27 protein-coding genes are annotated in these 23,145 nt (G+C 63.8%); 11 read left to right on the top strand and 16 right to left on the bottom strand.

Features of this window, described 5'->3' with window-relative positions; translation table 11 throughout:
* Window positions 1-45 precede the first annotated feature (45 nt).
* From JQ624_RS09595 to JQ624_RS09585, 3 genes are all read right to left on the bottom strand, one after another.
* Window positions 46-3,237: an efflux RND transporter permease subunit gene (locus JQ624_RS09595; protein ID WP_212418627.1), complete on the bottom strand. Its 3,192-nt coding sequence runs from the start codon at window positions 3,235-3,237 to the stop codon at window positions 46-48.
* Complete coding sequence (locus JQ624_RS09590; RefSeq protein WP_212418626.1) at window positions 3,234-4,466, bottom strand: efflux RND transporter periplasmic adaptor subunit; 1,233 nt, start codon at window positions 4,464-4,466, stop codon at window positions 3,234-3,236. Before JQ624_RS09590 ends, JQ624_RS09595 begins: the two co-directional genes overlap by 4 nt.
* A gap of 76 nt (window positions 4,467-4,542) precedes the next feature.
* The gene (locus tag JQ624_RS09585) at window positions 4,543-4,698 is read right to left on the bottom strand and encodes a hypothetical protein (protein WP_212418625.1); all 156 of its coding nucleotides are present in this window, start codon (window positions 4,696-4,698) and stop codon (window positions 4,543-4,545) included.
* Here JQ624_RS09585 and JQ624_RS09580 point away from each other — a divergent pair.
* Window positions 4,697-4,933: a hypothetical protein gene (locus tag JQ624_RS09580; protein ID WP_212418624.1), complete on the top strand. Its 237-nt coding sequence runs from the start codon at window positions 4,697-4,699 to the stop codon at window positions 4,931-4,933. The genes JQ624_RS09585 and JQ624_RS09580 overlap by 2 nt on opposite strands.
* Before the next feature lie 211 nt (window positions 4,934-5,144).
* A complete protein-coding gene (locus JQ624_RS09575; protein ID WP_212418623.1) occupies window positions 5,145-5,549 on the top strand; it encodes a four-helix bundle copper-binding protein in 405 nt (134 codons plus the stop codon).
* 24 nt (window positions 5,550-5,573) lie between these two features.
* Here the strand turns inward: JQ624_RS09575 and JQ624_RS09570 are convergent, their stop codons facing one another.
* On the bottom strand, window positions 5,574-6,209 hold the full coding sequence (locus tag JQ624_RS09570) for a trans-aconitate 2-methyltransferase (protein WP_212418622.1): 636 nt from the start codon (window positions 6,207-6,209) through the stop codon (window positions 5,574-5,576).
* A 327-nt stretch (window positions 6,210-6,536) separates the two neighbouring features.
* Here JQ624_RS09570 and JQ624_RS09565 point away from each other — a divergent pair, with 327 nt between their 5' ends.
* From JQ624_RS09565 to JQ624_RS09545, 5 genes are read left to right on the top strand one after another with little or no spacing between them, the layout of a single operon-like run.
* Window positions 6,537-6,860, top strand: coding sequence for a helix-turn-helix transcriptional regulator (locus tag JQ624_RS09565; protein WP_212418621.1), 324 nt, complete (start codon window positions 6,537-6,539; stop codon window positions 6,858-6,860).
* Window positions 6,857-7,288, top strand: coding sequence for an SRPBCC domain-containing protein (locus JQ624_RS09560; protein WP_212418620.1), 432 nt, complete (start codon window positions 6,857-6,859; stop codon window positions 7,286-7,288). The genes JQ624_RS09565 and JQ624_RS09560 overlap by 4 nt, the downstream gene beginning before the upstream one ends.
* Window positions 7,289-7,331: 43 nt before the next feature.
* A complete protein-coding gene (locus JQ624_RS09555) occupies window positions 7,332-7,559 on the top strand; it encodes a hypothetical protein (protein ID WP_212418619.1) in 228 nt (75 codons plus the stop codon).
* A 4-nt stretch (window positions 7,560-7,563) separates the two neighbouring features.
* Window positions 7,564-8,028 (top strand): DUF1801 domain-containing protein, encoded by a 465-nt coding sequence (locus JQ624_RS09550; protein WP_212418618.1) that lies wholly within the window; start codon window positions 7,564-7,566, stop codon window positions 8,026-8,028.
* A 17-nt stretch (window positions 8,029-8,045) separates the two neighbouring features.
* Complete coding sequence (locus JQ624_RS09545; protein ID WP_212418617.1) at window positions 8,046-8,492, top strand: DUF1801 domain-containing protein; 447 nt, start codon at window positions 8,046-8,048, stop codon at window positions 8,490-8,492.
* Window positions 8,493-8,514: 22 nt separating this feature from the next.
* On the opposite strand, the gene JQ624_RS09540 is transcribed toward JQ624_RS09545, so the two are convergent.
* The 3 genes from JQ624_RS09540 to JQ624_RS09530 all read right to left on the bottom strand — a co-directional run bounded on the left by JQ624_RS09540 (window position 8,515) and on the right by JQ624_RS09530 (window position 11,760).
* Window positions 8,515-9,510, bottom strand: coding sequence for a tripartite tricarboxylate transporter substrate binding protein (locus JQ624_RS09540; RefSeq protein ID WP_212418616.1), 996 nt, complete (start codon window positions 9,508-9,510; stop codon window positions 8,515-8,517).
* A 79-nt stretch (window positions 9,511-9,589) separates the two neighbouring features.
* The gene (locus JQ624_RS09535; RefSeq protein WP_212418615.1) at window positions 9,590-10,807 is read right to left on the bottom strand and encodes a CaiB/BaiF CoA-transferase family protein; all 1,218 of its coding nucleotides are present in this window, start codon (window positions 10,805-10,807) and stop codon (window positions 9,590-9,592) included.
* Window positions 10,804-11,760 carry a hydroxymethylglutaryl-CoA lyase gene (locus tag JQ624_RS09530; protein WP_212418614.1) on the bottom strand — a complete coding sequence of 319 codons (957 nt, stop codon included), beginning with the start codon at window positions 11,758-11,760 and terminating at the stop codon, window positions 10,804-10,806. Before JQ624_RS09530 ends, JQ624_RS09535 begins: the two co-directional genes overlap by 4 nt.
* A 123-nt stretch (window positions 11,761-11,883) precedes the next feature.
* Here JQ624_RS09530 and JQ624_RS09525 point away from each other — a divergent pair, with 123 nt between their 5' ends.
* A complete protein-coding gene (locus JQ624_RS09525) occupies window positions 11,884-12,840 on the top strand; it encodes a LysR family transcriptional regulator (RefSeq protein WP_212418613.1) in 957 nt (318 codons plus the stop codon).
* A gap of 36 nt (window positions 12,841-12,876) precedes the next feature.
* Here the strand turns inward: JQ624_RS09525 and JQ624_RS09520 are convergent, their stop codons facing one another.
* The 9 genes from JQ624_RS09520 to ndk all read right to left on the bottom strand — a co-directional run bounded on the left by JQ624_RS09520 (window position 12,877) and on the right by ndk (window position 20,212).
* Window positions 12,877-13,293 (bottom strand): GFA family protein, encoded by a 417-nt coding sequence (locus tag JQ624_RS09520; RefSeq protein ID WP_212418791.1) that lies wholly within the window; start codon window positions 13,291-13,293, stop codon window positions 12,877-12,879.
* Window positions 13,294-13,335: 42 nt separating this feature from the next.
* Window positions 13,336-13,800: an SRPBCC family protein gene (locus JQ624_RS09515; RefSeq protein ID WP_212418612.1), complete on the bottom strand. Its 465-nt coding sequence runs from the start codon at window positions 13,798-13,800 to the stop codon at window positions 13,336-13,338.
* Window positions 13,801-13,802: 2 nt separating this feature from the next.
* Entirely contained in the window at window positions 13,803-14,117 is a 315-nt protein-coding gene (locus tag JQ624_RS09510) for a helix-turn-helix transcriptional regulator (RefSeq protein WP_212418611.1), read from the bottom strand.
* 237 nt (window positions 14,118-14,354) lie between these two features.
* The gene (locus JQ624_RS09505; protein WP_212418610.1) at window positions 14,355-16,703 is read right to left on the bottom strand and encodes a xanthine dehydrogenase family protein molybdopterin-binding subunit; all 2,349 of its coding nucleotides are present in this window, start codon (window positions 16,701-16,703) and stop codon (window positions 14,355-14,357) included.
* 75 nt (window positions 16,704-16,778) lie between these two features.
* The gene (locus JQ624_RS09500) at window positions 16,779-16,994 is read right to left on the bottom strand and encodes a hypothetical protein (RefSeq protein WP_212418790.1); all 216 of its coding nucleotides are present in this window, start codon (window positions 16,992-16,994) and stop codon (window positions 16,779-16,781) included.
* A 246-nt stretch (window positions 16,995-17,240) separates the two neighbouring features.
* The gene (locus tag JQ624_RS09495; protein ID WP_212418609.1) at window positions 17,241-18,212 is read right to left on the bottom strand and encodes a Crp/Fnr family transcriptional regulator; all 972 of its coding nucleotides are present in this window, start codon (window positions 18,210-18,212) and stop codon (window positions 17,241-17,243) included.
* 128 nt (window positions 18,213-18,340) lie between these two features.
* Window positions 18,341-18,571 (bottom strand): DUF6894 family protein, encoded by a 231-nt coding sequence (locus JQ624_RS09490; protein ID WP_212418608.1) that lies wholly within the window; start codon window positions 18,569-18,571, stop codon window positions 18,341-18,343.
* A gap of 319 nt (window positions 18,572-18,890) precedes the next feature.
* The gene (locus JQ624_RS09485) at window positions 18,891-19,727 is read right to left on the bottom strand and encodes a TerC family protein (RefSeq protein WP_212418607.1); all 837 of its coding nucleotides are present in this window, start codon (window positions 19,725-19,727) and stop codon (window positions 18,891-18,893) included.
* 62 nt (window positions 19,728-19,789) lie between these two features.
* Window positions 19,790-20,212, bottom strand: a complete 423-nt coding sequence (ndk, locus tag JQ624_RS09480; protein ID WP_108519317.1) for a nucleoside-diphosphate kinase — start codon at window positions 20,210-20,212, stop codon at window positions 19,790-19,792.
* A gap of 323 nt (window positions 20,213-20,535) precedes the next feature.
* On the opposite strand from ndk, the gene JQ624_RS09475 reads away from it, so the two are divergent.
* The 3 genes from JQ624_RS09475 (at window position 20,536) to JQ624_RS09465 (ending at window position 23,123) form a co-directional block, all read left to right on the top strand.
* A complete protein-coding gene (locus tag JQ624_RS09475; RefSeq protein WP_212418606.1) occupies window positions 20,536-20,793 on the top strand; it encodes a sulfur globule protein precursor in 258 nt (85 codons plus the stop codon).
* 209 nt (window positions 20,794-21,002) lie between these two features.
* Complete coding sequence (locus JQ624_RS09470) at window positions 21,003-21,176, top strand: hypothetical protein (RefSeq protein ID WP_212418605.1); 174 nt, start codon at window positions 21,003-21,005, stop codon at window positions 21,174-21,176.
* A gap of 72 nt (window positions 21,177-21,248) precedes the next feature.
* Complete coding sequence (locus JQ624_RS09465; RefSeq protein ID WP_212418604.1) at window positions 21,249-23,123, top strand: ABC-F family ATP-binding cassette domain-containing protein; 1,875 nt, start codon at window positions 21,249-21,251, stop codon at window positions 23,121-23,123.
* Window positions 23,124-23,145 lie beyond the last annotated feature (22 nt).

Below are 23,145 nucleotides of genomic sequence, written 5' to 3'. Positions count from 1 at the left end.
GTAGCTCAATCGCGCCGACGATCGTTACGTAGAGCACGATTCATCTCATTCAACCGGCGCCGTCATGCGCTGGTCTTGCTTCGGGTGCTTCGCCACCGCCGCGGCGGGCCTGCCTTGTTCGGGATCGGCGGGCAGCCCAAATCCCCTGACAATGCCAAATACGGCCGGAATCACGATCAGCGTCAGCAGCGTCGAGGAGATCATGCCGCCGATCATCGGCACCGCGATGCGCTGCATGATCTCCGAGCCGGTGCCGGTGCTCCACATGATCGGCAGCAGTCCGGCCATGATGGCGACCACCGTCATCATCTTCGGACGCACGCGTTCGACCGCGCCTTCCATGATGGCGTCGTAGAGGTCGTTGCGCGTCAGCGCGCCGCCTTCGGCCGCCTTGCGCGCCCGCCGCTCGTCCAGCGCCTGGTTGAGGTAGATCAGCATCACCACGCCGGTCTCGGCGGCGACGCCGGCCAGCGCGATGAAGCCGACCACGACGGCGACCGACAGGTTGAAGCCGAGCCACCACATCAGCCAGAGGCCGCCGACCAGCGCGAACGGCAGCGACAGCATCACGATCAGCGTTTCCGTCAGCGAGCGGAAGTTGAGATAGAGCAAGAGGAGGATGATCGCGAGCGTCACCGGCACCACGATCTTGAGCCGCGCCGCCGCCCGCTCCAGATACTCATACTGGCCGCTCCACATCAGGTAGGCGCCCGGCGGAAACTGGATGCTGGCGTTCACCGCCTGCTTGGCATCGGCCACATAACCGCCGATGTCGCGGTCCCTGATATCGACATAGACGTAGACCGCGAGCTGGCCGTTCTCGGTCCGGATCGAAGTCGGCCCGCGCGCCGGCGCGACCTTGGCCACCTCGCCCAGCGGCACCGCGCCGCCCGCGGGCATCGACACCAGAACCTCGCGCGCGATCGACGCGGGGTCGCTGCGCAGGTCGCGGGGATAGCGCATGTTGACACTGAAACGCTGGCGGCCTTCGACCGTGGTCGTCACGGTCTGCCCGCCGAGCGCGGTCGCGATGACGTCCTGCACGTCCTGGATCATGATGCCGTAGCGCGCCAGTGCCGCGCGGTCGGGCACGATGTCGAGATAGTAGCCGCCGATGCCGCGCTCGGCATAGGCCGATGACGTCCCCGGCACCGTCCGCAGCACCTGCTCGACCTGTTTGGCCAGGCGGTCGATCTCGACCAGATCAGTACCGATCACCTTGACGCCGATCGGGGTGCGGATGCCCGTCGAGAGCATGTCGATGCGCGCCTTGATCGGCTGGGTCCAGGCGTTGGAGACGCCCGGAAATTGCAGCGCCTTGTCCATTTCGGCCGTCAGGCCCTCGAGCGTCAGCCCTGCCCGCCATTCGGCCTTCGGTTTGAGATTGATGATGGTCTCGAACATCTCGGTCGGCGCCGGATCGGTCGCGGTTGCCGCGCGGCCGGCCTTGCCGTACACCGAGGCCACTTCGGGAAAGCTCCGGATGATCCGGTCCTGCATCTGCAGCAATTCGGCTGCCTTGGTGACGGAAAGTCCGGGCAGCGTGGTCGGCATGTAGAGCAGCGTACCCTCGTGCAGATTGGGCATGAACTCGGTGCCGAGTTGCCGGGCCGGCCACACCGTCACCGCCAGAACGGCGAGCGCGATCAGGATCACGACTATTTTGCCGCGCATCACCGCCTTGATGACCGGTCGGTAGATCCAGATCAGGAAACGGTTGATCGGGTTCCTGTGCTCCGGAATGATCTTGCCGCGCACGAACACCAACATCAGCGCCGGCACCAGCGTGACAGAAAGCACCGCTGCCGCCGCCATCGCAAACGTCTTGGTGAAGGCGAGCGGGCTGAACAGGCGGCCCTCCTGCGCCTCCAGCGTGAAGATCGGCATGAACGATACCGTGATGATCAACAGGCTGAAGAACAGCGCCGGGCCGACCTGGGCTGCCGCCTCGATCAGTATCGCCACGCGGGATTGCCCGGGTTTGGCCCGTTCGAGATGCTTGTGGGCATTCTCGATCATGACGATCGCCGCATCCACCATCGCGCCGATCGCGATCGCGATGCCGCCGAGACTCATGATGTTGGAGCCGAGCCCCAACAGCTTCATCGCGCCGAATGCCATCAGGACGCCGACCGGCAGCATCAGGATCGCAACCAGCGCGCTGCGGACGTGCAGCAGGAACACGATGCACACCAATGCAACGATGATGCACTCCTCCAGCAACGTGTTCTTGAGCGTGTCGATGGCCGCATTGATCAGGTTGGAGCGGTCATAGACCGGCACGATCTCGACCGATTTCGGCAGGCTGGAAGCGATTTCCGCAAAGCGTTTCTTGACGTTTTGAATCACGTCCAGCGCATTGACACCAAAACGCTGCAGCACGATGCCGCTGGCCACCTCGCCCTCGCCGTTGAGCTCGGTAATGCCGCGGCGCTCGTCCGGCCCCAGTTCGACGCGCGCGATGTCCCTGAGCAGCACCGGCGTGCCGTTACTGGCCTTGAGCACGACATTGCCGAGGTCGTTGATTCCCCTCAGATAGCCCCTGCCGCGGATGACGTATTCGAACTCGGACAGTTCGACGGTGCGGCCGCCGACGTCGGTGTTGCTGGCGCGGATCGCGTCGCGCATCTTCGCCATGGTGATGCCGAGATCGCGCATGCGCTGCGGATCGAGCACGACGTTGTATTGCCGCACGAACCCGCCGACGCTGGCGACCTCGGCGACGCCCTCCGCCTTGGCCAGCGCGAATTTCAGATTCCAGTCCTGGATCGCGCGGGTGTCAGCGAGATTCAGTTCCTTGGACATCACGGCGTATTGGTAGACCCAGCCGACGCCGGTGGCATCGGGACCGATCGTCGGCGTCACGCCGGCGGGCAGCCGCGAGGCCGCGCTGTTGAGGAATTCCAGCACCCGGGAACGCGCCCAGTAGATGTCGGTGCCGTCCTCGAAGATGACATACACGAACGACACGCCGAAGAACGAGAAGCCGCGCACGACCTTCGAGCGGGGTACCGTGAGCATGGCCGTGGTCAGGGGATAGGTGACCTGGTCCTCCATCACCTGCGGCGCCTGCCCCGGATACTCCGTATAGACGATCACCTGCGTATCCGAGAGGTCCGGAATGGCGTCGAGCGGCAGGTGCGCAAGCGCATAGAGGCCTGCGGCGGCGGCGAAGGTCGTGCCGAAGAACACCAGCAGCAGATTGCGCGCCGACCACGCGATGAGGCGGGCGATCATGGCTGGGCTCCCTCGGCAAAGCCCTTCAGCGCCGCGTTCAGATTGCTTTCGGCATCGATCAGGAAATTGGCTGATGTCACCACCGGATCGTCCTCGGCGAGGCCCTCGCGGACCTCAACATAGCCCTCGCCGCGATGGCCGAGCTTGACTTCGCGCGGCTCGAACCGCCCTTCTCCCTTGTCCACCAGCACGGCCTGCCGGCTGCCGCTGTCCAGCACCGCGCTTTCGGGAATGGCGAGCACGGATTCCGCGCTGCCGGTCTCGATCTCGGCATCGACATACATGTCGTGGATCAACAGCAGTTCCGGATTGAGCAATTCGACGCGCATCCGCGCCGTTCGCGTCTCCTTGGTAATCTGCGGATAGATCACGTTGATTCTTCCCGAAAATTCCCGCCCGGGAAAACTTCTCGCGCGGACCACGGCGCGCTGGCCCGCGGCCATCGCCCCCAGATCGCGCTCGGCGACGTCGATGATCGCCCACACCACCGAGTGATCGGCGATCCGGAACAGGGTCTCGCCGGGCTGGGCGCGCATGCCTTCGGTCACGTTGCGTTCGAGAACGATGCCGTCGCGCGGCGACGTCCATTCGATCCCGATCGGGACGTTGCGGCCCTTTTCCATGGCGGCGATGGCCGCTTCCGGCAGGTCGAGATTCATCAGCCTCTGGCGCGAGCCCTTGCCATAGGGCCCGTCGCCACCGGTGACCTTGGAATTGAGCGTCGAGATGTATTCGGCCGCCGCCGACGAAATCGCCGGACTGTAGATTTCCATCAGCGGCTGTCCCTTGACGACATGCGCGCCGGTGGTGACGTCGGCGACCTTCTGGACATAGCTTTCGGAGCGCATCGCGATCACGGAGACGCGGCGCTCGTCGAGCTGAATGGTGCCGGGGGCGCGGACGGTCGTGCGGATCACGCGCATCGCGGCCGGCTCCGACTTGACGCCGGAGCGCTGGATCCGGCCCGGCGAGACCTTGACCGTCCCCTCGTCGCTGTCCTCGCCCTCATAGACGGGGATGTAATCCATCCCCATCGAGTCCTTCTTGGGGGTAGCCGAAACGTCCGACAGTCCCATCGGATTACGGTAGTACTTGACCTTGCGATCGGCCGGCGCGGTCGCGGCGCCGGTCGCCGCATGCTGATGGTTGCCGTCGGCAAGCGCGGCGAAGCCGGCCATGGCAACGCCCGCGATCGCACCGGCAACGGCGCGCCAAAATGGCATCTTCATCTTGATATCCTCTACGTGCTGGTCGGCCGCGGAAGCGGCACGGAGGCGCGCTGGGCGCGCCGCGAGACGTCCGGCGTCAGGCCGGACGGACCAGCAATCGGGGAGGTTTTGGCGGCGGCAGAAGACCAAGGCTTTCCGCTTCCGGGTCGCTCACGGGAAGCAGCATGCGGAGCGTGACCGGCTGAATTTCGGCAACGCTTGCCGAAGGCTGTGCCTGCAACGTCTTGACCATGCAGATCGCCATCACCGGGCAATCGGCGCAATCCACCGGCGATTTGTCCGGACAGCACGGCATGTCGTCGGACATGGACGCTGCGTCGTCGGTCATGGAGGCCATCGACATCGATGCCACAGAACTCGCGTTCGCCCGCGCCGCGAGCGGTGCAAATACGAGGCCTGCGATCAAAAAGACCGCCAGCAGCCGGCAAAGGTGGATCGAGCGCTTCATGGGAACAATTTTCGCATAATCCGGCCCATCATGGGAAGCCAGGTTCCATCACGAAAGCGCGGGTTTCGTTAACATAATCCAGTTGGAGTATACCGCATTGCGTTGGATCAAGCGGGTCTGCTTCAGGATGCCGGCATTCATTATTGCCGAGGACCAGAACATTTTCGATCGCCGCGGCTTAAAAGAGCGGCCGCCGCGTTTGCGGCCGGCCCTCAAGCAAGGAGCCCGCCATGCACGCCCGCGAAATGATTGGCACCCACCCGGCCGTCCAGGGCCAGATCAACGACGCCCTGATCCGCTGTATCGAGGAATGTTATTCCTGCGCCCAGACCTGCACCTCCTGCGCCGACGCCTGCCTGTCGGAGCGCATGGTGCAGGAGCTGACCCAATGTATCCGACTGGATCTGGATTGCGCCGACATCTGCAACATCACCGGCCGCATCATGACCCGCCGGACAGGTTTCGATGACGAAGTGATGCGCCGCATGCTCAGCGTATGCGCCGCCGCCTGCCGGCTTTGCGCGGAGGAATGCCAGAAGCACGCCGCCATGCATGAACATTGCCGCATCTGTGCGGAAAGCTGTCGCCGCTGCATGGAGGCCTGTCAGGAGGTGTCCCGCGGTATGGCGCAATAACGCGCGGTGGCCTGCGGATCAGAGTCAGCTCTCGCGCCTGAATACGCTGAACTGGAAGATCTGTCGGGAGTCCCACGGGGTCGCGTGTTCGTGCCGCTGCGTGTGGACCAGCTTGAACGTGGCGCCGAGCGTCCGTCCGAGGCTCGCGCTGTCATAGCCGGCGACCGGCAGGCCGCCGCACTTTTCGGGGCCGTCGAGCGCGAAGGTGGCGATGATGGCGTGCCCCCCGATTTTGAGGCCCCGCCCGAGGCGCTCAATATAGGCGGCGCGGTCTTTCTCGTCGGTGAGAAAGTGGAACGCCGCCCGGTCGTGCCAGATATCGTAGGGCCTGACCGGCTCCCATGTCGTGGCGTCCGCGACAATCCAGCTAACGCGCTCGGCGCGGGCGCCAAGGCGGCTCTCAAGGCGGCTTTTGGCGGCAGCCAGCGCCACGCCTGACAGATCGAGCACGGTAACATCCTCAAATCCCTGCTCGACGAGATGGTCGACCAGCCGCGAAGCGCCGCCGCCAATGTCGATGATCGCCGACGCGTGGGTGGCGCCGGCCTGCACGATCAATTCGAGCGACGGCGCCGGACTTTGCTGAAACCAGCTGACCTCGTTCTCGCCCTTCGTCGTGTAGACGTTCTCCCAATGGGCCTGACGGCTGGCATCTTCCATAAGACCTCACCTCCCTGCCCATAGATGGTTATGCCGCCCGTCTTCGACAACGAGCCAACGACCTTACCATCGGCGTTCGCTCCCAGCTCTGGTTCGCGAGACGGCGGCAGGGCCAGGCGATAATGCATAACCAGCGGAGTATAACTGCGGCCGTGGTCTCCGAACCCATCGCCACGTCGTGGCCAAGGTCACGCCACACCATACGGGCCCGTTGGTCCGACCGTTCCTGTGAGAAGGATCATCATGCCGCTCGACATTTTCCCGCTTGACTAATCCATACCTCTGCGGTTATGCGTCAATCAATAACCCATAGGTTATCGATCTTAGATGCCGAACGCCCACGATGTGCTGTTCAGAACACTCGCCGATCCGACCCGTCGGGCAATCTTCGAGCGCCTGTGCCGCGAAGGAGAGCAGACGGTGGGAGCCCTGACGGCGCGGGCCGGGGTCTCGCAACCGGCCGTCTCAAAACATCTCGGCATTCTCAAGCAGGCCGGGCTGGTGCGCGACCGCCACGAAGGCCGACAGACGCATTACAGCGCGCAGCTCGGCGCCCTGGCCCCGCTGATCGACTGGACGAGCGAGATGGCAGGGTTCTGGCAGAGGAAATTCGACGATCTCGAAGATCTGCTCAAACGGATGGACCAATGACCAATACAGCGACTGAAACACGCACCGTCGTCGTCGAACGTGAGATGCCGCATCCGCCGGAAAAACTCTGGCGCGCGCTCACGCAACCGCATTTGATCGAGGAATGGTTGATGAAGAACGACTTCAAGCCAGTCGTGGGTCATCATTTCAATCTTCGCGGCGACTGGGGCGGCGTGCTGGACTGCGAGGTGCTCGCCCTCGAACCGAACAAGGCGCTGTCCTATACTTGGAATTTCAGGCACGAGGATGCGGCCTTCAATCTGCAGAGCGTGGTGACGTTTACGCTCACGCCAACGCGCACGGGGACCTTGCTGCGCATGGAGCAGTCGGGCTTCCGGCCGGATCAGAAGCAGGCCTTTGGCGGCGCCAAGGTCGGATGGCAGCAGTTCTTCGCGAAGCTGGAGGAGGTTTTGGCGCGGGCGGATTGAAATCTGCCGCGTCGCGCTTTGGTTCGTTTCAAAGGAGGTCTCATTGAATTGGAATAACTGGGTTCGGCAAATCCACCGCTGGCTGTCGATCGTCTTTACGGCGACCGTCATCGCCAACTTCGTCGCCATGGGATTGGGGGAACCTCCGACCTTGATCGTCTACTCGCCGCTGCTCCCGCTGTTTTTGCTCCTGTTCACGGGTCTGTACATGTTCGTGCTGCCGTATGCCGCCAAGTTGCGCGGCGCGCGAGGCATCAGCGGACAGGTGTGACACCATGGCCGGCAAGACGTCCGCGAAGTCGGCGAAGGTAGCAAGGAAGGCCGCCGCAAAGCCTGCCCTCCTCTCAGGCGGCAATCCTCAGATCGCGAAGGGGGACGGCGACGCTCCCGTGCAGGCCTACATCGCGGCCATGCCGGGCTGGAAACGCGACGTCGGACGCCACCTCGACGCCCTCATCGTGCGTACCGTTCCCGGCGTGCGCAAGGCCGTCAAATGGAACTCGCCCTTCTATGGCGTCGGGGGCCAAGGAGACCAAGGCTGGTTCCTCAGCTTTCACTGCTTCACGAAGTACGTCAAAGTGGCCTTCTTCCGCGGCACATCACTGCGCCCTCTTCCTCCGGGCGAATCCAAACAGAAGGAAGTGCGCTACCTCGACATCCCCGAGGATCACCAGCTCGACGAAGCGCAGTTCGCCGCCTGGGTGAAGCAAGCCAGCCAAGTGCCCGGCGAACGACTGTGAGCGGAGCGATAACAGTCATGAAAAAAGCGACAAGTATGAAGAAGAGCGGCGCGAACGAAGCAAAAGCAGGAGCCTCTCCCTCTCAGCATATCGATGCGAGAATCAAGGAGCTGGGCGATTGGCGCGGCGATATGCTTGCGCGTATCAGGAGCATCATCAAGCAGGCCGTCCCCGACGTGGTCGAGGAGTGGAAGTGGCGGGGCGTTCCGGTGTGGGAGCACAACGGCATCATCTGCACCGGCGAGACCTACAAGGCCGTCGTGAAGATGACCTTCGCCAGGGGCGCCGCGCTGGACGACCCAACAGACCTCTTCAACTCAAGCCTCGAAGGCAACACCAGGCGCGCCATCGATTTCCATCAGGGCGACAGGATCGATGAAAAGGCGTTGAAGGCGCTCATTCGCGAGGCCGCGGCGCTGAACGTTTCGGCGCGCGCGGCCCGGAAGAAACCAAAGGGCGCTTGAAGAGACGACGGCGCTCCCTCGCTCACTCGCCGGTAATGCCGAGAGCTCGGACGAGTTCACCGCGCGCCTGATAGTCGACCTCGATCTGGCGTTTGAAATCATCAGGCGTACCGCCGACGGCGACCATGCCCTGCTTGTCCAGCCAGGCGCGCATCGAATCCGTTGCAAGTATCTGGTTCATCTCCTTGTTCACGGCAGCGATCACCGGCCTGGGCGTGTTCCTTGGGAGCATGAACCCGATATAGCTGATGATCTTGAACTCCGGAAAGGTTTCGCTGATGGCCGGCACGTTGGGCAGCAACGGGAAACGCTTTTCCGATGTGACGCCGAGCACCTTGATCTTGCCCGCCGTCGCCAGCGGCTCCACCGCTGTCGGTGCGCCGAACAGCAGCGGTATCTGCCCGCCCAAGAGATCGTTCACCGAGGCCGCCGTTCCCTTGTAGGGAATGTGGGTCATGGTGAAGTCACCGTACTTCTGCAGCATCTCGCCGGCGAGGCGGTGCGGCGTCGAACTGCCCGAGCTGCCGAAACTCAAATTCTGCGTCTTTTGCTTGCCCAGCGCGACCAGCTCGGCGACCGAATTCGCCGGCACATTGTTGGCCGCGGCAAGCAGCAGCGGCGCCCATGCGACGCTGATGACCGGCTCCATCGCCTTCGAAAGGTCGAAGTGGTTGCTGGTGGCGAGGTGCGGATCGATGGTGACCATCGCATCCGTCACCATGAGGATGGTGTATCCGTCAGGCTCGGCGCGCGCGGCCGCCTGGGCCGCGATCATGCCATTGGCCCCTGTCTTGTTCTCGATGACGACGGATACTTTGAGGTTCTCACCAAGTTGCTTGCCCACGATCCGGGCCAGGGCGTCGGCCTGCCCTCCCGCGGAATAGCCCACCAGGATCGTAATCGATCGCGACGGAAATGGTTGCGCCTTTGCAGGCAATACGATCGCGCTCAGCGCAAGAGCCACGGTCGCCATACCGAGGATGCGAGCTTTCGCTCGAACCAGTTTGCCGGAAATCATACTCCGCCTCCTCCCTGTCCATGTTGCGTTGCGCGAGGCGGTTGGACCGCTCGTCTTGTCCGCTTCTTCTAGTTCGCTTCTATGCGGGCAGGCTCGCGGCCTCGCCCAGTACGCCCGCCGCGCGCAGTTCGATAATTTCATGCTCCGAATACCCGGCCGCCCGCAGAATTTCGTCAGCGTGCTCGCCGATCTTCGGCGGCTGGCGGTCGAGGCCAGCGCGTTCGCGGCCGTCGCCGAACTCCACCGGAAGCGCGGGGATGCCGACCAACGGTCCGCCGCCTAGTCCGGAAACGGCTGTCGCAAGCAGGCCGCCATGGGCGAGCAGATGCGGATCGATCGACAATTCGTCAGGTCGTCCAACCCGCGAATAGGCCACCCGTGCCGCCTCGCACTTTTCGAGGATTTCATTAAGCGGCAATTTCGTGATCCGCCGCTCCAGTTCGGGCAGCATCCACTCGCGCGCCTCGCAACGATTGGAATTGCCCGCAAGCCGTGGATCGTCGCGCCAGTCGTCGAATCCGAAGGTCTCGCAGAAGCGTTGCCAGTGTCCATCCGACGTGCAGCCGATGAAGACCTGGCCGCCATCGGACGCGGTGAAAACGTCGTACACGCCCCAGGCGTTCTTGCGGGCCGGCATCGGCGGCAACGGTGCGCCGGTCACGGCGCTGCCGACGACGATCGCGCCGAGCATGAACGTCGCGCTTTCGAAAAGGGAACTGGCGACCTTCTGCCCGATGCCGGTGGCGTCGCGCTCGCGAAGCGCGGCCAGTGCTGCCACCACGCCGAACACGCTGCCGAGAATGTCGATGACAGGTGCACCGGCACGCAACGGCCGGCCCGGCGGCCCGGTCATGTAGGCGAGGCCGGATTGCATCTGCACCACCTCGTCGAGCGCGCCGCGGTTCTCGTACGGTCCCTTCAGGAAACCTTTCATCGAGAGATAGACGAGGCGCGGGTTGATCTTGCGCAAATCCTCCCAACCGCATTTCAGCCGTTCGATCGTTCCCGGGCCGAAATTCTCCAGCACGACATCGGCATCCCTGACGAGCCGATGCACGATCGCCTGTCCCTCGGGCCGTTTCAGGTCGATCGCGATCGAGCGCTTGTTGCGGTTGTAGGTCGCGAAGAAGCCGGCGGCAAAGCCCGGCAACCGCCGCGTCGGATCGCCGTCGGCCGGCTCGATCTTCACCACGTCGGCGCCGAGATCGGCAAAGACGACGCCGGCGCACGGCCCCATGATGGTGTGACCGAAATCGAGCACCTTCAGCCCCGCGAGCGGCCTGGAGGAAGTCGTCATGCAGCCCGTCTCCTGAATGCGGCGAGCGTTCCCGATCGCAGTGCGGCGCTCGGCAGCCGGTGCCTGACGATCCGCTCGGCCAGCCGCCCGGCCTCGATCAGCGCCTCGATGTTCAGGCCGGTCGAGATACCCATCTCCTCGCACAGCAGCGCGAGTTCTTCGGTGGCGATGTTGCCCGGCGCCCCCGGCTGGCCGGCAAACGGACAGCCGCCGAGCCCGGCTACCGCCGCATCGAAAGCCGTGACGCCGAGCCGCAGGCCCTCATAGGCGCAGGCGATGCCTTGCCCGCGCGTGTCGTGGAGATGAAGGGCGATCCGCACATCGTCGAAGCGATCCCGAACAGTGCCGATGGCGTCCGCGACGCGCCTGGGCGTGGCCCAGCCCATGGAGTCTGCGAGCGTGACGTCCTGCACCTCGACACCGGCTTCGCGCGCGATGGTGCGCGCATCCGCAACCGTCTCGACAACTTTTGCGGGCGAGATATCTCCGGCAAAATTGCAGCCAAAGGCGGCCATGACGATGATCTTGGCAATCGGCACGCCGGCTTCCCGATGCACCCGCACATATTGGCGCATCGCGTCGATCTGTCCGGCCCGGTCGCGATTGAGGTTTTTGATCGCGAACGGTTCGGACGCGCTCAGTGAAATGAATCCGGCAAGGGTGAGTTTACTCTTGAATGCGAGCGCGCGCTGCATCCCGGCCTCATTGAACCACACCGCGGAGTATTCGACGCCTTCACGCGCAGCGAATCCTTGCACGACGGCCTCGGCATCGGCCCAGCCCGGAACGTGCTTGGGATTGACAAACGAGGCGATCTGGATGCGGCGGAGGCCGCAGGCGGAGAGCGCGTCGATCAGCGCGATCTTGTCCGCGGTTGCGATCGGATCCGGTTCGATCTGAAAGCCTTCGCGGGGCCCCTCCTCGCTGATGACGACGCTGCTCGGCAGGTCCATATGCCGGCGCTCCTCCGGATGGTTTTATTGGTTGTGAACCCAGCTTGCCGCGGGCGTAGACATCTGACAAATATAATATGAAGATCATTCTGTTCTGATAATTAGATATCAGGAGCGAATTCAGTGGCGCTCGGATTGCGGCAGCTCCGGTATTTCATCGCCATCGCCGACGCCGGCGTGCTGTCGCGGGCGGCCGAGACCCTCAACGTCGCGCAGTCGGCGTTGAGCCACCACGTCGCCGCCCTCGAAACCGATCTGGGCGTCAAGCTGCTCGAACGAAGGCCACGCGGCATCGCGCTGACCGCGGCCGGCCGGCGGCTCTACGAGCATGCCAGCGCCGTGCTTTCGGCGCTCGGCAAGGCCGAGGAGGACGTGCGGACCTATAACGAGGCCGCGACCGGTCCCGTCTGCATTGGCCTCAGCCATACCGCGCTCTCGATGGTTGCGCTCGATGTCATGAAGGCGGTGCGCAAGAACTCCCCGGGCGTCCATCTGACGGTCGTCGAGGCGCTGTCGCCGGCGCTGGTCGAGCGCGTCTTCTCAGGGACAGTCGATCTCGCGCTCGCCTATAATCCGCCGAGGGATGCCCGCCTCGACGTCGAGTCGCTGCACGACGAACAGCTCTATCTCGTCGGGCATCCGAGCCTGATCGGCCGGTCATCCGGTCCGATCGCCTTCTCCGCCATTCCGCAACGAAGCGTGGTTGGACTGACGCCGATCCCGGCCTCGCGCGCCATCATCCAGACCCAGGTTCTGCGCAATCAGATCACGCCGAGCGAGACGCTCGAAGTCGATTCATTGTCGGCATTGCGAATGGCGCTCGAGGCGGGACTGGGATGCGCGATCCTCTCGCGCGCCACCGTCCTCGCCGACCTGGCGGCGGAGAAATATCACGCGCGCCGCATCATCGATCCGCCGCTGACGCGCTCGCTTGCACTAATTGCGCTCGCGGACCGGCCGCAGACCAAGGCGTTCATCGAAGTGCGCAAGACGATGACCGAGATCGTCCGCGCCGCCGTCGACGAAGGGCGCTGGCCGGCGAAGGGAAACAGCCGCAGGAGCAAGCGCGACCACACCTAGGCCCCGATCAGAGGCGCTGGAATCTCCCGGCAACACTTAACCAGGCGGCATTCGCTCGAATGTCTGCAGCGAGGAATCCATCGCGTCCCAGGCATGGCCGCGGATGCCGTACGTGACAAGTTGCGGATTGAACTGGCCTGGATCGTCAAGGCTGGTCGCGTGAACCGCTATCAGTTCCGGCATGGCGACGAATGTCAGGTAGACCGGCGTTCCGCAGGTCGGGCAGAAGGCGTGGACCTTTTCGTTCCCGCTGTCGCCCGCGACCCGCCAGTCTTTCGCTTCACCCGTAATGCTCACATCGGCTCGCCGGGGGAAGACCAGATAGGATCCATGCCCCGTGCCGCTTCGTTGTTGGCAATCGCGGCATTGGCAGTGGCTCTCGACGATGGGTGTGCTGCTCGTCTCATAGCGGATCGCGCCGCAGGCACATCCGCCGGCATAGGACTTGGTCATGGTCATGGTCATTCTCCGGCTCTGGACTGATATGGCAAGGGATCAAGCCGATTTCGGCTTGGCGAAAACGTCGAGGCCCTGGCCGGTTTCCAGCAGGGATTTCAGGCTGGCGAGGACGACCGGCCACCCCTTCTTGATGCCGTTCGCCATCCCGCTGCCGGCTTCGAGTTCGTCATGGGTGACGGTCAGCCGGACCATGTCCTCGTATTCCTCGATCTCGAACGTCACCCGGCTATAGGCGGAAGGATCGGCGGCCTGCGAAGCATTCGCCCAGGTGATGACGAGACGGGTCGGCGGCGAGACCTCAATGACCTTGCCGACGAGTTGCACGGTCCGTTCATCATTGGCGCGGACGTGCTCCCATTTCGATCCGGGATTCCAGTCAGAGACGTTCTCGTGGCCCCAGTAACGTCTTGCGATCTCCGGTTTCGTAATCGCCGCGAACACCTTGTCCGGCGTCGAGCGAATATAGGTCACGTAGACAAAGCTGGTCGTCTCTTTGGTCATTGTTATTCTCCTTCGAGCTCTTTCTTCAGATCGTGCAGCAGGCTGAGCCGCTGTCGTTCGAATTTCCGCACCCACCGTTCGTAGACCTCGTGAAGCGGCACGGGGTTGATGAAATGCAGCTTTTCCCGGCCGCGCTTGACCGCGCTCACCAGATTGGCCGCCTCCAGGATTTCGAGGTGCTGCGTGGCGGATTGCCGGGCCATGTCGAGGTTTTCGCAAAGCTGGCCGAGCGTCTGCCCGTTCTTTTCACAAAGAAGGTCAAGCAGCTTTCTACGTGTCGGGTCGCCCAGCGCTTTGAAAACCTTGTCGGCCTGCATCGTTCTCGCTCGTATCGAGAACACAATATGCAGGTAAATACCTGCATGTCAAGCGGCAACAACCAGGTCCGCCATCAGGCCATTCGTCAGCTTGCGGATCAGGGCGGAGGATCAGGATTGGCGACGGGTCGCGACCGGCTGTTGTGTCCGCGCCTTCATGAGCGCCATCGCAACAACCATCATCGGCTGGCTTTGGATGGATTCCAAGCCTGGCTGGCTGTGGTCCCGTCATTGGGACTATTGATCGGCGGACGTCGTGTCGGTGCGTTGACGCGACCGCGCGTCAGCCGCCTGGATCGCATGCCAGATGCGGGAGGGCGTAGCGGGCATGTCGAGATGCCGCACGCCGAGCGGCGTCAGCGCGTTCATCACGGCGTTCATGATGGTGGCGGGTGCGGCGATGGCGCCGGCCTGCCCGCTTCCCTTCACGCCGAGCCGGTTGGCGCGGCTTGGAAAGTCGCCCGTCAGGCTGCCCTCGAACGCGGGAAGATCGTCCGCGCGCGGCAGCGCATAATCCATCAGCGAGCCCGAAAGGATCTGCCCGGTCTCCGGATCGAACAGCGCGTGCTCGAACAACGCCTGGCCGATACCCTGCGCCACGCCGCCATGGACTTGTCCCAGCGTCAGGCGCGGATCGAGCAGGCGGCCATAGTCATCGAAGATCACGTAGCGGTCGAGCCTGACCTCACCGGTCTCGGGGTCGATCTCGACTTCGGCGATATGGCAGCCGTTGGGGAAAGTGTAGCGGTCGCACAAATGCGTCGCCTTGTGCGCAAGGCCGGGCGCGACATCGTCGCCGGGCGTCTGGTAGGAGGCGCGCGCCACCTCCTCGAGGCTGACCTCCTGCCCGGTCGCGGCCACGCGCAATAGGCCGGCTTCGTAGTGAACCGCATCCACGCCGGCCTGCAGCAGGCGAGCGGCAAGCCGCCGCGCATTCTCGATCACGCCTTCGGCCGCCATCAGCAGCGCGGTGCCGCCCTGATGCATCGAGCGCGCCCCGCCATGCCCGCCGCCGGAGTCGAGATCATCCGTATCGCCCTGCCGAAACCGGAAGCGCTCGAGCGGCAGGCCAAACGCATCGGCCGCGATCTGGGCGAAGGTGGTCTCGTGGCCCTGGCCGTTGGAATGCGTGCCGACCATCAAATCGATCCGGCCGTCGTCACCGACGCGCACTTCCGCCACTTCATTGGGCTGGCCGCGCGATGTTTCGAGAAAGCAGGCGTAGCCCAGACCGCGCAGCCTGCCCCGCTTGCGCGAGCTTCGCCGGCGGGCATCGAATCCTGCCGCGGCCTTGACCGCGTGATCGATCGCGTGGCCAAAGCTGCCCTGCTCGACCGTAAGTCCCATCGCGCTTGAATGTGGAAACCGGCGAAAGATGTTCTTGCGCCGCAGCTTCAGCGCATCCATGCCGAGCTGGTGGGCTGCGATATCGATGCAGCGCTCGATCAGATAATTCGCCTCGGGCTTGCCGGCGCCGCGATAGGCGTCGACCGGCGTCGTGTTGGTGAACACGCCGCTGGTCTGGAAGGCGATCAGCGGAATGTCGTAGACGCCGCCCATCGCGCTCGCCATCGCCATGGTCGGTACGGCCGGCGCCACCGTCGAGACATAGGCGCCCAGATTGGCGAGGACTTTGGTGTCGAGCGCGAGGAAACGGCCATCGCGGTCGAGCGCAAGGCGGGCCCGGATGAGGCTGTCGCGGCCATGGGCGGAGCCTGTAAAATCCTCGCCGCGGTCCCCGATCCACATGACCGGGCGGCCGAGGCGGCGCGCCGCCCACAGCACCAGCACCCATTCCGGATAGAGCACGTTCTTCATCCCGAAGCCGCCGCCGACGTCGGGAATGCTGACGCGAAGTTTTTCCCTGCCGATACGTAAGACACCGTCGGCGAGCAGGTCGCGGATCGCGTGCGCGCCGGCGGCCGAGGCGGTCAGGTGCAGACGGCCGCTCGCGGCATCGAACTCCCCCAGCGCACCGCGCGTCTCCAGCGGCGCGGCGACGACGCGGTTGTTCACCAGCTCGCATTCCACGACATGGGCGGCGTCACGGATCACAGCTTCGACCGGGCCGCTCTCGCCCCGGTTGAACCGGAACGCGATATTGCCCCGCGCCTCCGGCCAGATCGACGGGGCGTCCGGCACAACGGCATCCGCGATCGAGACGATTGGCGGCAGCGGCGCATAGTCGACAACGATGGCCTCGGCGCCATCGCGCGCGGCCTCGGTGCTTTCCGCAACCACGAAGGCGACCGGCTCGCCGACATAGCGAACGATGTCGCGCGCCAGTGCGTGACAGGGCGGCACCACGAGCGGCGTGGTCATCGGGATGCTGGTTACCGCGCACGGCAGCGGTCCGATATTGTCGGCGGCCAATTCCAGTCCCGTGAGCACGGCCGCAACGCCGGGCATCTGGCGCGCCGCATCGACGCTGATCGCTGCGATGCGCGCATGCGCATGCGGCGAGCGAACGACGACGCCATGAAGCGAGTTTGGCGCCACGAGATCGGCGACGTAGCGCCCGCGTCCCCGCACGAAGCGCACGTCTTCAAGGCGGTCGATGCTGCGCCCCAATAACGGTTCGGTCATGTGAAGTTGTATGGAACCCCGCGGCGGTAAAAGCAATCGGCGGCCTTGTCGGCACGCCGGCCAGTCGCGCAACGATTAGCGCTGAACCAGTCGCAATTCCAGCAATGCAAGTCTTTGCAGGGCGATCGGGTCGCGCTCTCCGTTATGGGCCGCGCGCAGGATCGCTTCGGCAAGGGCTTGAACGTGACTGGAATGGACCGGCTCGGGAAGCGACGCCACCGCGGCATCGAGCGCCTCCTCCATCACCGAGATCACCTCGGGCGGGAAAGACGCATTGGAAAAATCCTTCATGGCGGTTGCGATCAAAAGGAGCGGCTGCCAGCACCACCTTGGTAGCGGAAATGCAATCGGCAGCCGCTTGGAGTTTGATGTGTCTATCTCCAGGACACAGATTGCATAATTTTCCCGAAATGAAATCGTTCCAGGAAGGCGAACAAAATTGCCGTTCATAGGTCCGGTACCCGATACGAAACTCACCTCACGGGTGCCTTGCGCCGTCAGGCCTCAAAGCCGCAGCGCCATCCTCCGGCATGCGCCTTAGAGGGATGGATTCTGGTGAAGATAACGGTCGTCGAACTGCGCCAATTCCGCGAGTTTCGCCTCGTCGAGCACAGCCACGCGCCCCCTGCTGATATCGACGATCCTGTCGTCGCGCAGTTGCCTGATGATACGGTTCGCATGCACCGGCGTGATGCCCAGCGCCTCGCCGATTTGCTCCTGTGTCAGCGGCATTTCGAACGTGTCGCCCGCCGCGCGGCCCGTGATGGCAAGGCGTCTGCGAAGTTCAGCAACGGTGTGGGCAAGCCGGCTCGCTGCCGGCCGCTGACCGACATTGACGATCCACTCCCGAAATATCGCGGCATCGATCAGCGTCTCGCGCCAAAGCACTTCGGCAACATTCGGATTTGCCCGCGTCAGGCTTCGCAACGAAGCGTGACTGATAAAGCCGAGCGTGGAAGCGGCCACCGCGATGAGATCGTGGTCCATCCGGCGCAGATGCAGGCTCTGGAGGTCGGGAATTTCCCCGGCAATATGGATCGAGAGAATTTGCCGCTGGCCGCTGAAGGTCGTTTTGGCGCGGACGCAAAACCCTTCGATAACAAGACAGCATTCCGTCGGGTAACCGCCGTCAGATACAATCGCCCGTCCGGCCTCCCACCGGCGAACAATGATCGGGAGCGCGCGGATTGCAGCGATGTCCGCGTCATCCAGCCCTGAGACGGTATTGAGCCGCCGCAACAGGGCCGACAAAACCAACTCCCGCTCCAAGCCCGCGTCTCCTCCAATTGATCGACTTCCGTGACCTGAACGAAACGGCGACGACCGATGCCGGTTCCCAACAAAGGTTAAGGAGGCTTCCGCTGCAACGTGAAAGGATCGGGGCCAACAAGGAGATCTGCCATGAAGAAAAGGCGCAATCGCAGCCGCCCGCCGCAGCCGCTTCAAGAACGGCTCAAGCAAATTGCACGTGGCGCCCGCGAAAAGGCCGCCGGCCTGCCGCCCGGGCATGAACGCGATCGTCTGTTAAAGACGGCGGTCTCAACCGAGTCCGCGGCCGTCATCGACCGCTGGTTGACGTCACCCGGTTTGCAGGGCCCCAAATAGCTCTTCCATCTCACGGCCCGACCGGCCAAGGTTCATTTGGCTCGGTCGGTGCTCACATGAATGACGTAGAGCGGATTTGCAAATTCGTCGGTGACCTCCAGCCGCCAGTCTTTGCCGGGGCGCAGCTTGCCGTCGAGGTCCTGAATGATTTGCCCCGCAGTCATCGTTGCTTCCCGCCACGCGGCTTGCATGTCGGGTAGTTCTTCGACTTCCTCGTCCAGCTCAGCCCTGTCGTGATAGACATTGAAAAAGTAACGCGGCATGGGGATTCCTTACCGCGTGGCGGCCCTCGTCTTCTCGGCACATACGCCCTTGAACTTCTTGTCGCCGACCGGCTTGTTCACCGTCATGACAATTCTCCGGGGTCGACTGCGTCCAGAATAAGGAAGTCAGGACCTTGCTAAATGTTCCTGTGCGGGAGCACGACCTCGATATGGTCGAGCATGATCCCGGCACACCAGACGCCTGGGTCTGGCATTTCACGGCGGAACGATCAGGCAAGCCGATCATGCAAGTCTCGGGGGCCGTCGGCGCCCCGCGATCGCGGACGACTGTCCTCGCCGCCAGGCCGGGCGTTGATTGCTATGCAGTGGCGGAGTGCTCGGCGCCCTGCAGCTTGCGCTTGCGCCAGATCGACCCCGCGACGAGCACAATGATGATGCCGATGATTCCAAGAATCACCTCGCCGCCATGCCCGCCATTGGCGAACTGCGGCGCCATGCCGAGCGATTTGAGGAGTCCATCGAGGCCTGCACCGACCGGACCATTGAAGAACGCATGCAACGCCGGTTGTACCGCGGGGTCCGTCGCCATCACCTCGCCGGCGATCCAGCCGAGCAAGCCGGCGCCGGCCCACACCAGCGCCGGAAGGCGCGTCAGCAACGCCATGATCAGCGCGGCACCGGCGACGATCAGGGGAACGCTGATGGCGAGGCCGAGCACGAGCAGCGGAATGCTGCCGTTGGCCGCCGCGGCGACCGCGATGACGTTGTCGAGGCTCATGACGATGTCGGCGATCGCCACGATCTGCACGGCCGCCCATAGATGCGCAGCCGCTTCCGTGTCGCTCTCGTCCTCGGGTTCGGGCACCAAGAGCTTTGCCGCGATCACGAGCAGCGCCAATCCGCCGACGAGCTTGAGGTACGGCAGCGCCATCAACGTCACGACGATGCCGGTGAAGATGATGCGCAGAAAAACGGCGACGCCAGCGCCAAGGACCATGCCCCAGAACCGCTGGCGCGGCGGCAGCCCGCGGCACGCCATCGCGATGACAAGCGCGTTGTCACCCGATAGCAGGATGTTGATCCACATGATCTTGCCGAGCGCAACCCAGAAGGCCGGTTGCTGAATCTCGGTCTGGAACTGGGTGAAGAACGCCGAGATCGACGCGGGATCCAAGATTTGCCACAGCCAGTTCACAGCGTTTCCCTCCGGCCTTGTCAGCCGTTGCGCGCGGCTATTGCTGGCCGCTGTCCAATCAATCAGCCGACGATTTCGTTGCCCGAAAAGAACTGCGCGATTTCGATCGCGGCGGTCTCCGGTGCATCCGAACCGTGCACCGAGTTCTCGCCGATCGACTTCGCATGGACCTTGCGGATCGTGCCGTCCGCCGCCTTCGACGGATCGGTCGCGCCCATCACGTCGCGATATTTCAGTACGGCGCCCTCGCCTTCCAGCACCTGCACCACGACCGGACCCGAGGTCATGAAGTCGACCAGTTCACCGAAGAACGGACGCGCCTTGTGCACGGCGTAGAAGGTTTCAGCCTGTTCGCGGGTCATGCGAATGCGCTTCTGGGCCACGATCCGTAAGCCAGCCTTCTCGATCAGCGCGTTGACGGCGCCGGTCAGATTGCGCTCGGTCGCGTCCGGTTTGATGATCGAGAAAGTGCGTTCAATCGCCATTGTTTACGTCCTTGCAAAGCGCTGGTTGGAGAGTTGCGGGGCTTATATCGGCGCCACCTCACGACGGCAAGCGACCGTGTGACGCGCCTGCCACCCCTTTTTGGCGTGTTTTCGTGCGGCGGACGCGCCCGAGGGGGGCGAAGATTACAGCAATTTCACGCAGGTGAACCCTGTCTGAAGCCGCCGTGCCGCCTGCATTCAGCTTCGCGGCCGTAGACTTAACGACGATCGAACGCAGGGCACGCGCCTCCGCTGGCCCCGGGCGTCAGGGACCCGATCTCACTGATGGTGCCAACTGGCGCCGAAACTTTGAGGAGACGATCATGTTACGCAAACTCTCGCTCGTTGCAGTGGCCGCGGCTTCGCTGGGGGCTGCCGCGCTGGCGCCGACATCGGCCTCGGCCTGGGGCGGCGGCTGGCACCATGGCGGCTGGCATCATCATCACCACGGCTGGGGTGGCCCCCGCGTCTTCATCGGCGGCCCGGCCTATTACGGCGGCGGATATGGCGGCTGCTACGCGCGGCGCCTGGTTCCGACCCCCTGGGGTCCGCGCTGGCGGCTGGTGAACCGCTGTTATTGAGCTGATTCGAGCTTCCCCCTGACTGACGCCCCGGCCGCCGCGCCGGGGCTTTTTTTGTGCCGTGGAACCCGATTGCCGAACGAGATTCAGCTACTTGGAGGCGAATGCATGTGGCCATGCACGGAAACCAATTTCGCCGCCGGGACTTGACCCATCGATGTCACTCAAGCCTTGCGAGCGCTGCGAGGTGGAACTCTTAGAGACTGCCCATGGATGTCCGAATCAACAACGATTTCGAACAGATCGACCACAAGACATGCTTGTCGATCTGCGACGCCATCGGCGAACGGCTGCAGCAAAGCCTGCGCCCCGATACTGAGCTGTCACCGCGTTTGCGCGAGCTCGTCGACGAACTGCGCCGCCGCGACGACGAACTGCACTGAGGGCCGCCGGATCGCCGATTTTGCCGATAATAAATGGGTTGCGTTTGCCAGCCGCTCCGGTGACAACCCCGCATGCTTTCCATGACGGATATTTCGGTCCGCATCGCCGGGCGGCTTTTGATCGACGACAGCACGGTGCAGATCGTGCCGGGCGCGCGCGTCGGCTTCGTCGGCCGCAACGGCGTCGGCAAATCGACGCTGTTTCACGCGATCCGCGGCGACCTGCCGATCGAATCCGGCAGCATCACCCTGCCGCCGCGCTGGCGCATCGGCAGTCTCGCGCAGGAAGCGCCCGACGGCCCGGAAAGCCTCATCAACGTCGTGCTGAAGGCCGATCTGGAACGCGACGCGCTGCTCCGTGAAGCCGAAACCGCCGAGGATCCGCACCGGATCGCCGAGATCCAGATGCGGCTGGTCGACATCGACGCCCACTCCGCGCCGGCCCGCGCGGCGGCGATTTTGAGTGGTCTCGGATTTTCCACCGCCGACCAGGCCCGGCCGTGCTCGGAATTCTCCGGCGGCTGGCGCATGCGGGTAGCGCTGGCGGCGACGCTGTTCTCGGCGCCCGATCTGTTGCTGCTGGACGAGCCGACCAACTATCTCGACCTCGAAGGCACGCTGTGGCTGGAAGACCATCTGGCCAATTATCCGCGCACCGTGATCGTGATCAGCCACGACCGTGACCTGCTCGACACCTCGGTCGACCAGATCCTGCATCTCGATCGCGGCAAGCTGACGGTCTACAAGGGTACCTATTCCTCGTTCGAGGAACAGCGCGCCACGCGCGAAATGCTGGACGCCAAGCACGCCAAGCGCCAGGCCGACGAGCGCAAGCGGCTGCAGGCCTTCGTCGACCGCTTCAAGGCCAAGGCTTCCAAGGCCCGCCAGGCGCAGTCCCGCGTGAAAATGCTGGAACGGATGAAGCCGGTCACCGCGCTGGTGACCCAGGATGTGCGTGAAATCACGTTCCCGACGCCGGAGAAAATGCTGTCGCCACCGATCATCGCCGTCGACGACGTCTCGGTCGGCTACGATCCGAAAAAGCCGGTGCTCAACCGCGTCACGCTGCGCATCGACACCGACGACCGCATCGCGCTGCTCGGTTCCAACGGCAACGGCAAGTCGACGTTGGTCAAGCTGTTGGCCAACAAGCTGCAGCCTTTCTCCGGCCGGGTCACCCGGGCGGAGAAACTCTCGGTCGGCTATTTCGCGCAGCATCAGGTCGACGAGCTCAATCTCGACGGCTCGCCCTACGATCACGTCCGCAGGTTGATGCCTGATGCGCCGGAAACCAAGGTGCGCGGCCGCACCGGCGCGATCGGGTTTTCCGGAAAGGCCGGCGATACCCTGGTCAAGAGCCTGTCGGGCGGCGAGAAGGCGCGGCTGTTGCTCGGGCTCGCCACATTCTTCGGCCCGAACATGATCATCCTCGACGAGCCGACTAACCATCTGGACATCGACAGCCGTGCGGCGCTGGCCGAAGCGATCAACGATTTTCCCGGCGCCGTCATCATGGTCTCGCACGACCGCTATTTGATCGAAGCCTGCGCCGATCAATTGTGGGTCGTCGCCAATCAGATGGTGACGACTTACGACGGCGATCTCGACGATTACAGGCGAATGGTGTTGTCGATCGGCGACTCACGCAGCGGTTCGCGCGAGCGCGGCAGCGAGCGTGTCAAGGAGAGCTTAAAGCCCGAGCGCGGCAAAAGCGAAAGGCGAACGCCGCTGAAGCAGCGGATCGCCGAGGCTGAGGCCGAAATCGAGCGTATCAACGGCATCATCGCCAAGATCGACACCGCGCTTGCCTTGCCGGATCTGTTCACGCGCGATCCCAAGCAGGCCGCCCAGCTCAGCAAGGCACGCGCCGGCGCCGAAAGCGCGCTGCGGCGGGCCGAGGAAGATTGGCTGGACGCCAGTTCGGAATTTCACGAAGCGGCGGATTAGAGCCCTATCTGATTGATTCAGA

Source organism: Bradyrhizobium sp. AUGA SZCCT0283, assembly GCF_018130385.1.
Classification (GTDB): Bacteria; Pseudomonadota; Alphaproteobacteria; order Rhizobiales; family Xanthobacteraceae; genus Bradyrhizobium.
The sequence above is the reverse complement of the archived record's forward strand: the minus strand, read 5'-3'. Positions and strand labels throughout refer to the sequence as shown.